We start from the raw sequence: 9,389 nt of genomic DNA, 5'->3' as shown, positions 1-9,389 counted from the left end.
ACTGGCCAGTTCGAGCGTTAGGCAGTAGCCCTCGGACAGGCCTTCGTCCAGGGTGAACTCGATGACCTCGAACGCGGTCTTGCCGACGGCGAAGGTAAAGCGCAGATCGGATTGGGTGGGCATACCGTACTCCCTGCTGCAGTCCCGCTCAGGGCTTGAGAATTCCGTCCAGCGAATGCAGGACCAGGTCGGTGGTATTGTCCAGGTTCATGGCAAACAGCACGAAAACACCGGCCAGCACTCCTGCCGCAACTGCCCAAGGGGCCCAAAGCGGCCACTGGCGCCCCAGCCGATAGCTTCGCGAGGCGATATTGGTACGCGCGTCAGTCAACACCTCCGGCGCTTCCCCACGCAGCTGACGCAACGCCCGATGAAGTTTGACGATGATCTCCTTGAGCGCCTCATCCTGATTGTGGCGCACACCGTATTTGCCCTTGAAGCCCAGACACAGGCAGAAGTACTTGAATTCCAGAACATCCCGATAGCGCTCTGGGTCCATCAGCATTCGGGAAAGCACAGTGAAGAACTTCTCGCCGCCCCAGGTCTCGTTATGAAAAATGCTCAACAGCGACCGCTCCGCCCACGGTGAATTTGATCCCCACTCGGTAGCCAGGACAACATCGTCAACGAAGCTGCAAAGGGCATAGCGATAACCCATATGCAGGCTCGTGTCGTATCCGTGTCGGCGTACCTCTTCGTCGATGACGGTGATCTGGTCTCGGACTGCCTCAAGCAGCTCGTTGATCTTGGTGAACTTACCCATCTTTCGCAGGCGTATTGCCAGCCCAAACAGCGGCAAGGCGGCATCGACCAGCGGATTGATACTATGGCCACGCAGCTGAAAGGCAAGATCTGCGTCATGGTCAATGTGATCGACGGTATCGAAAGCGATATCGAGTTTCTTGTCGATGCCAACAGACTGTGGTGTCCGGTGGAAGTTGCGATCGCTGTCAACGGTAACGGTTATAGTCATTTCACTGTCTCCTGATTGCCCAGAACTGCATCTTGAGGTCGGGATAGTCACCGGCGATATGGAAGCCGAAGCCCTTCGTGTTGCGCATCATCTGTTGCCACATCGGGTGGCTTCGATCCACCTCGAAGTAGCTGAAACCGGCGTGATAAGGCAGATGCCTAGGGGCGACTGGCAGAATCGACAGGGGTATGCCCGGTAGTTGTCGACTTACCAACTCGTTCAGCCCCTCCATGGAGGCCACCTTGACTTGTTGAAGGAACTGCTGACGCAGTTTCTCGACTGGCATTTGAGCGGAGACCGCAAGAATGAAATCGGCATCGGTGAGCAGGGCCGCATCAGGTACGGCCGCCGTGAGCATGCCGTACTGTTGTTTCTCGATCGGCAAGGGGACCGCTCGCGGTTGCAAGATAGTGCCAAGATAGCGTCGCAGCGTCGCCTCCAATGGCCGGAATCCCACGGCCAGCTCATCGTGACGATAGGCCGGCAGATCTGGCGGGATTCGGCCCTCCTCCATGTATGTCGCCAATTCGCCGCATGCCATCAGGAAGGAATGGTAGACATCGACCGGGTGGACCGTGGTCGATCGAGACAACTGCAGGAATTCTGCATGCAGGCGGTTCAAGGTCTGAAGCAAGAGAAAATCGGTGACGTCAGCTACACCTGCCTGCCCGGGCGTGCCAATTCGTGTAGCGATGGTGCGAGCCCGCTCGCGAACCAACGTGGTGAGTTCCCCCAGGAAGCGGTTGAGCGGCGGGGTAGCCTCAAGCGAAAGACTGGTGGGATAGAACCCCTCGTCTAGCAAGAGACTGCCGTCGGCTCTACGACCACGAATGCGTGCCAATGCCATGCTTGTATAGGCGCTGCGATCGTCACGTTCCAAGGCCAACTGCAGGTTGAGCACTGCAAGGTCGGTTGAGCGATAGTCACCATTGATACTGTGGGTGTCGCGCAACTCTTCTGCACGTACGGAATACCGATGCTTCCCGTAGGTATCCGGCCAGCGGACCTCTAGCTCACCCTCCGAACGATGGGGAAGCGTCAGGTACACGATCTGGTTATCCGCGACATCATCGGCTTTGTCGGCAACGACCAAAGGTTCAGGCGGCGGTTGATCATGTGGGATATGAAAAACTGTTCCATCCGGCATCACCCCCTTGGCCTGGGTAATGGCCAATTTCCCAAAGGCCAGGAACTCCTGGTTGATCTGTAGATCGATGAAGCCGTAGGGATACGAAGAACATGATGCGTTCACGCGGAAGTTCAGCTGATGCTCCAACACCCGCACCATTTGCTGAAAGTGTTGCGGCTCAAAGAAGGTCCCTTCCGACAGGACGAGTGGATTCTTGCTGCTCATTGTTTTCTACTCGGTGGAGGCGTTTGTACGGGACGAAAGCTCTCGTCAATAATGGAAACTCGGGTTCCCTGCAGCGCAATGAGAAGGGCATACTTGCGACCCTTGGGCTCTAGTCTGAAGACCTCTTTCCAGACGGCCTCGCTGGGATCGCGAAAATCTGCGACGACCGCGATGTAGTTGGCCTCCTCGGCGATGGGGCGGAAGTTGATGAACTTGTACTGACCGGGTACCAGGACATAGTCATCGGCGCTGAGGTAAGTACTGCCGAGCGCCTTCTTCATGTTCTGTTGCAACTGGTCGGCGCTCGCATTGAGGAGCATTGAGTCATCCTTGAGTTGCACAATGCGAAAGGCAATTGGCGTTGCGGACCGCGATGTTGGCAGTCCGACTGCTGGGTCATCCGGTAGTGACGTGCTCGCGCGGTACTGACCCGGGGCCAACCCGTCAGGCGAGTGAGGCACATTGCTGGCAGAAACTGGTAGCGGGGAAGGCGAGTGCCCGTATAAGGACATGGCCTCGTCATAGGACGCGGCCTCCGATTCCGAGGGCAGCCCCGTTGGCTTGGTGCCTGTGCGAATAGCTACGACCTGAGGATACGCCTCCTGTGACTCGGGGCCCAGCGTAGTGGGCAACTCCGCATCGCTCTCAAGATGAGCAAGCAGAGTACGCAGGCTCTCGATCAGGCCTGACCGATTTGGGCTATTGAGACTGATGGCAAACGGCCCTTCGAGGCTGGAGGCTGCAACTCCTGGAGGCTCGTCCGTCGCCGCGGCCTCTGGCAACACGCTCTCTGCATTGGGGTTCACATCAGGGCCGGCGTACAGACTCAGAGCAACCTCGGATGGTTGGTCGTCTGCCGCCCCGACTTGAATGGATGGGTCCATCAAGATTTGGCCCGTCTTCTTAAACACATTACCCACTGTCGTGCAGCCAGAAAGAATGGCTGCCATCAACAAGACACTCAGTGCTCTTTTCATCACGCCTCCGCACGCAAGGCCCTGTCGTAGTGTTGCTCAAACACCTCCCAGAACAGTTTGCTGAATCCTCGCTGCCGATCCGACTTGAGCTCGCTGAAGTAGTGGGCGTACATATGCCATGCCCAGTCGGCTTGCGCGCCGCTACTGGCCTGCTCCGGCTGGTAGCGGCGAAAACGCTCCAGCAACTGGACGGGATCGAATGCTTGCAGGAGCGCATCCAGCCCCGCTGCGATGCCCGCGGCGGTGGCATGCTGATGGCGATGCAGTTGGGTAAGACTTTCGTCGACCGCAGCTTTCGGGGCCAAATGCACCAGGCTGCGCCGATCGGAGAACAACGCCTGCACTGTGTCCTGATAGCTCAGCCCCAGTCGCAGCGGATTGTCTTCGATAGGCTGTAAGGTGCGCCCGTGCGGGCCAAGGTTCGCGGTACCGGAAACCCGTTGTTGGTGCAGCGCGAGCATCCCGGCTATCAGCGCCCCTAGGGTCTGACCCGCCTCGTACAGGAAGCGATAGCTAGACTGCGCATCAAGCTCGCCCACCGTGGCGCCGAGGCCCTCGAGCAGCGGCATGACTGCCCTTGCCGGATCTCCACCGTCTACGAGCGGATGGTTCTGAGCGGAATGGGAGTAAGTGGCGCCAAGTATCGGTTCCTGCGACGACATGCGGGTATCTCCAGAAGAGTGACGGGGCGAGCCTGATATGGCCTCGAATCGGGTTTGGGCAAGATCGGGAGGCGTGTCTGCTTCAGACCTTCCGTAGTGTTTGGGGTCGAGAGCTGATTGGGTAACTGCAAGGCCGTGCTTCCCGTCGACCGCGTCCATGGCTTGAAGGGGGTCAAGCAACGTTTCATCCAGCGGACGCATCAACGTAAGTATTTCCGCTGGTGGCTCACCCAACTCTGTCTCGGTGCCGTCCAAGGGCAATGCAGGCAAGGCTTCTTGCCCTGCCTCGTGTGTGTTGAGAAGTTCGTCTACCGTGTGCTCGGCAAGATGGCGCCGCGGATCTGGAAGGCTGTGGTCGCCCTGCTCCAGATGAACGATGACGTTGAAGGGACCGATATGCAGTTGGTCTCCTTCATTCAACCGAACACTCACATTCAGACCGAGGGGGTCTGGACTGCCATTAATTCGGGTGCGGCCGCAACGATCAACCAAACAAAAGGCCCCGTCCTCCCAGAGGATCTCGCAATGGTGGGGCTCAACGCCGCCGCGCCCATCGGCGAGCAACCAATCGGTGTCAACTGAGCCTATGTACCCGCCGGCCTCGCCGAAGTTGTGCCGTGGCTGCGTGCCCAGCCGTAATCGTTGCGGGTTGGAAACGACGAGCGACACTCGCCGCCGTGGATTGACGAGTGTCATTGACGCACCTTGATTCGTACGATGGGTGGTGGGCGATTCCCTGGCTGGCGCAGAAAGCTGGTCCATCCAAGATGGCTGCCGACCTCGCGCGCAATGTTCAACGGTTTAACTTCATCGCGACGAAGCCCTAGCTCTAGATCGTAGGCATGCGGATCACGAAGCAAAAACTCGATGAGCTTGCACAATCGGGGATAGTCCGCGCCGGTGGGAAGAAAATCTCTGAACCGCGCCTGGCTCAGATCATTGATGGACACGGTGAACTTGCTTTGGCGCGTACGAGCACGGCGCCCCAGTACGAAATCTCTACCCAATGTAGAGTTGCGACGCCCCACGCTATTTCTCTGATCGACAGGCACATCGGTGTAACGAAGTTCGAACGCTCGAATGTGCACCGCACGCAGGTCAAAGCAATGCGCGATGATGCCGGCGACCATCGTGGGAGATCGGCCTCGACCCGCAACCAGACCCGCAAAGCTGAGCAGCCGGCTCCAGGCAATCGGCGTCTCACCACGAAGATCGTCGTTCCCTAATCCTATGAGCGCAAACACGTACTTCGAGAAGTGATCCTGTGCACTCTGTTGGAACCGTACAAAATAGCGATACTTACGCCATGCGTGGTGTAGGAGGGTAAGTAAGCGATGATTGATGAAATCGAGAAATGCAGGGCGAATCCCAACCCCTTGTCCCGCCTCGTAGGCTAGCTTGTCCAGGTAGTAGCCGGGTAGTGGTGAATCGGTTCCCTGCAAGCCAAAAAAGGCGGTCTGGACCAGATAGTCGCTGGACGCATCCAGAGGCAGCCGTTCGGCGCGAACCACGTCCGAGACGGGAAAGCTCAATCCAGCGTGGGCCGATAGACGCACGCGCTGGCGAGCAGGACGCAAGCGATCACGACCTTCTAAATCGTCTGCGTGGAGTCGATGCAACTGTTCCAAGAGCCGGAAGAAGTCATAATTCCTCGCATCAGCCAGCATGGAATCGGCTAGATCAGTGGCTGCGAGCCGATCTTCATTGGCCATGAGTAAGTCTCGTTATTGCTTGTATTGACCGCTTCCAGCATGTGGAAGGAATTGATGCTGGCGTACAGTGCGAAAAAGTGGCTCAGCACGGTGCAGAATAGGAAAAGGTCCCCTTCACAAAGAAAGCCCTCCTGATCGAGTCGTAGACGAGTCTGCATCCCCCTGATAGGCAAGCCGCGGAGGAAGCGGTCAATGGGAGTGGTTCGTGCATCCTTGATGGCATCCAGGCGCTTACGACTGATCCGGGCATGCCTTAGATCATGTAGAGCCGCGAAGTCGTAGGCGCGGATAACCGCCTTGAGCGGCTCGATGGAAAGTAGTGAAAGATAGTTGAGGGACAGATTGGAAATCAGCGTCCACTGCAGTTCCCCATCGAGAACGGGGCGGTGCGGACGCGTCGGCACTGAGATGTTGCGATAGGTGTAGAGGCTGGATGCGCTCTGGCCGCCCAGACAGATGTCGCCCACGCCTAGTGCAACGGGCAATTCCCGGTTGGTGCAGGTCAACGAGATCGAAACAGTTTCATTCTGGCCGATGAAGTCCGCATCGTCTGCCCGTACAAAAGCAATACGATGGATCGTGCCCTCCATGCCATGGGCCTGCTCGATTCTCGTGCGGTAGTAGAGCGACGTTCGGCCCTGACTATGCTCGACTTCATGCTGCAGCGACTCAAAGGAATGAAATGTTCTCAGCCAGCGGCCGCGCCGACCATCGGTATATCTTTGCCAGCCGCTGACTTCATCAACGCTGAAAATCTCATAGGCATCGGGACGATGACCGTCCGGAACAACACGCTGATCTATCGCGCGGCCATCGAGATTGACCGGCAGTGCACTGTGCGAAAAGAGATTCACCGCTGGCGTGCAGTACAAGGCAATGTCGGCGCTTGAGATGCGGACATCCAGCGGCATCGGCCGCGAGAAATGGAACTCGAAACGGACGCGCTCTGCCTTGGCCGCGGGCCATATCGAGCGCAGACCGGTGAGCGCGACAAAGTGAAAGCGCTGCGGAAAGACGAAATACTCTTGCAAAATCCGATAGCCATCGAAGACGTTCTGCGGATACGGCAGTAGCGCCTCCTCAGGGGAGAACCCAGGAAACCTCAACTGATCGGCGCGAATGCGCCGCGATTGACCGTCGACGTCAACTCTCACCTCCTCAAGGTATCGCGCTAGCCAGAGGTACAGCGTCTGCGCTGTCGTATCACTGCCGCTTAGATGAAGTTCCAACTCGTCGCAGTCGATGCCATCCAGCCGAATATCCAGACTTGTCGGCAGCAATTCGAGCCGGACGATGGACTTTTCTTGGGAGTGGGCGGCAGTGACGTCACCAACCTTCAATGGATAGATGGAAATATCCCGGCAGGTACGAAACTCGCAGTTGATGCCCTCTACCGGATGGGAGAGCATCGGGGTGCCCTTGGGGACGACTTTGCGCTCTGTAAGCTCCCCTTCGACGGGATCGAACCGCATCATGGTCATGCTGGGCAATGGCCGTAGATAGTTCGGCCAAAGCAGATTTAAAAGCGAATGTGTCAGCTCTGGAAGATCGTCCTCGATCTTCATCCCCATCTTCGCTGTTAGGAAGGCCACGCCTTCCAGCAGGCGTTCGACATCGGGATCGCTTGCCTCCTCGCCGAGGAAGCTCGCCAGCTGCGGATTGTCCGCAGCGAACTCTCGTCCCGACCGCTGAAGAAACTCCATCTCTTCCCTGAACTTCGTTCTCAATGGCATGCTGCCCCCTTGGCCATGCGTTAGCTCACCTTCGCGATCCGTCCCGCTTCACGAAGCAAGAGGTCTAGCTGAATCTGCTCCTGCGTGTTCTTCGTGCGGACCAGGCAATTCAACCGAATTCGCAGGCCGAATTGGCTGCTACCTTCGGAAAGTGGGTGCACATCCACATCATGGATGCGCGGCACATATCGGATCACTGTTGCTCGAATGTCCTCGCAGATCTTCTGCTGGAGATCCGCGCTGCTGATCGTTGCATCATTCAGGTCAGCTACACCCAACTCGGGGCAACTCTGCGAGCTGCCCCGGCGGGTATTGAGAACCCATTCCAACTGCCGCTTGATCGCCTGAACGCTCTCGCCGGCCAACTCATGGCTTGAGCGCGTACGGCGAGGCGGCAGGTCAGGTTCCAGCCGCTCAAACAGGCTTCCCCGTCCTGGCGATCTAGGCATGAGTCAGCCTCCCCGGCTCATTCCTTATCCAGCCGGCCCACCAGCGACAGGTCAATTTCGGAACCCATGAACTTGAAGTGCGGTCGCAGGGAAAGGGCGGAGCGATACCAGCCCGGATTGCCCGGGATGTCCTGCACTACCACGCGGGCGGCACGCAGCGGCCGGCGACTACGAACGTCAGAGGACGGATTCTCCTGGTCGGCAACGTACTGTCGCAGCCATGTGTTGAGCTCGCGCTCGACGTCAGCACGCTCCTTCCAGCTACCGATCTGCTCGCGCAGCAGCACCTTGAGGTAGTGGGCCACACGGCAGACGATGAACATGTACGGCAGTTGGGTGCCAAGCATGTAGTTGGTCTGGGCTTCTTCGCCTTCAGGAGTCTTCTGGAAGAGCTTCGGCTTCTGCACCGAATTTGCCGAGAAGAAGGCCGCGTTGTCGCTGTCCTTGCGCATGGTCAGAGGAATAAACCCGGCCTCGGAAAGCTCGAATTCCCGGCGATCCGAAACCAGTACCTCAGTAGGGATCTTGGCCTGCAACTGGCCTAGGGACTCGAACAGGTGGACCGGCAGATCTTCGACGGCGCCGCCGGACTGCGGGCCGATGATGTTCGGGCACCAGCGATACTTGGCGAAACTGTCGGTGATACGCGTTGCCAACAGAAACGCACTGCTGCCCCAGAGGTAGTTGCTGTGCTTGCCATCAATGGCTTCGCGATAGTTGAAGCTGCGCACGGGGTTTTCCAGCGGGTCATAGGGTGCGCGCAGCAGGAAACGCAGCATCGGCAGGCCGAGATAGCGGGCGTCTTCGGATTCCCGCAGGCTTCGCCATTTGGCGAACTGGGGGCTTTCGAAGATGTCTTTGATCTCTTTGAGATTGGGCAGTTCTTCGAAGCTGTCGATGTTGAGGAAGCGCGGGCCGGCAGCACCGATGAACGGCGCGTGCGCCATGGCGCCAACCGCAGCCGCATATCCCAGCAGCTTGATATCCGGAGACGACGGACCGAACGTATAGGTGGAAACAATGCACCCGGTCGGCTCTCCGCCATACTGGCCGTAGCCGGCGGTGTAGACCTTTCTGTAGAGGCCGCTGCGCGTGATGTCACCAGCACTCTCAAAGTCTTCGAGCAGTTCTTCCTTTGTCGCATGGAAGATCTCGATCTTGGTGTTCTCGCGGAAGTCAGTTCTGTCCACCAAGAGCTTGAGGCCGCGCCAAGTAGACTCAAGCTCTTGGAACTCAGGCTGATGAAGGACCTGGTCAACCGCGGCGCTGAGTTTTCGGTCGAGCTCGGCAATCATGCTATCGACCAGTTGCTTATTGATCGGCTGTTCACGCTCCTCGCTCTTGAGGGCTTCGGCGATGAAGGCGGCTACGCCGCGCTCGGCCACTGCATATCCTTCATGACTGGGTTCCAGTCGAGTTTGGGCCATGATTTGAGCCAACAGGCCGTCCTGCGGCAGTGTGTCTTGCGATTTTTCCGCGGTGGAGGTTGCTTTCGTCATTTCGTCGTCCTTCGAAATCTTAGGGAGGTG

At 58.0% G+C, this 9,389-nt stretch carries 8 protein-coding genes; all 8 read right to left on the bottom strand.

The window, feature by feature from the left end:
* Positions 1-148: 148 nt before the first annotated feature.
* The 8 genes from icmH to tssC are packed head-to-tail and all read right to left on the bottom strand — an operon-like array spanning position 149 to position 9,359.
* A complete protein-coding gene (gene icmH / locus PVZ80_RS00135) occupies positions 149-973 on the bottom strand; it encodes a type IVB secretion system protein IcmH/DotU (RefSeq protein WP_273863266.1) in 825 nt (274 codons plus the stop codon).
* 1 nt (position 974) lies between these two features.
* The gene (tssK, locus tag PVZ80_RS00130; protein ID WP_273863265.1) at positions 975-2,327 is read right to left on the bottom strand and encodes a type VI secretion system baseplate subunit TssK; all 1,353 of its coding nucleotides are present in this window, start codon (positions 2,325-2,327) and stop codon (positions 975-977) included.
* On the bottom strand, positions 2,324-3,304 hold the full coding sequence (gene tssJ, locus PVZ80_RS00125; RefSeq protein ID WP_273863264.1) for a type VI secretion system lipoprotein TssJ: 981 nt from the start codon (positions 3,302-3,304) through the stop codon (positions 2,324-2,326). The genes tssK and tssJ overlap by 4 nt, the downstream gene beginning before the upstream one ends.
* On the bottom strand, positions 3,304-4,662 hold the full coding sequence (gene tagH, locus PVZ80_RS00120; protein ID WP_273863263.1) for a type VI secretion system-associated FHA domain protein TagH: 1,359 nt from the start codon (positions 4,660-4,662) through the stop codon (positions 3,304-3,306). The genes tssJ and tagH overlap by 1 nt, the downstream gene beginning before the upstream one ends.
* Positions 4,659-5,678, bottom strand: coding sequence for a type VI secretion system baseplate subunit TssG (gene tssG, locus PVZ80_RS00115; RefSeq protein WP_273863262.1), 1,020 nt, complete (start codon positions 5,676-5,678; stop codon positions 4,659-4,661). The genes tagH and tssG overlap by 4 nt, the downstream gene beginning before the upstream one ends.
* Complete coding sequence (gene tssF / locus PVZ80_RS00110; protein WP_273863261.1) at positions 5,642-7,411, bottom strand: type VI secretion system baseplate subunit TssF; 1,770 nt, start codon at positions 7,409-7,411, stop codon at positions 5,642-5,644. Before tssF ends, tssG begins: the two co-directional genes overlap by 37 nt.
* 20 nt (positions 7,412-7,431) lie before the next feature.
* Positions 7,432-7,860, bottom strand: a complete 429-nt coding sequence (gene tssE / locus PVZ80_RS00105) for a type VI secretion system baseplate subunit TssE (protein ID WP_273863260.1) — start codon at positions 7,858-7,860, stop codon at positions 7,432-7,434.
* Positions 7,861-7,877: 17 nt separating this feature from the next.
* Positions 7,878-9,359, bottom strand: coding sequence for a type VI secretion system contractile sheath large subunit (gene tssC, locus PVZ80_RS00100; RefSeq protein WP_273863259.1), 1,482 nt, complete (start codon positions 9,357-9,359; stop codon positions 7,878-7,880).
* Positions 9,360-9,389: the final 30 nt, after the last annotated feature.

Source organism: Pseudomonas sp. B3G-3 (genome assembly GCF_028640915.1).
Classification (GTDB): domain Bacteria; phylum Pseudomonadota; class Gammaproteobacteria; order Pseudomonadales; family Pseudomonadaceae; genus Aquipseudomonas; species Aquipseudomonas chlororaphis_I.
The sequence above is the reverse complement of the archived record's forward strand: the minus strand, read 5'-3'. Positions and strand labels throughout refer to the sequence as shown.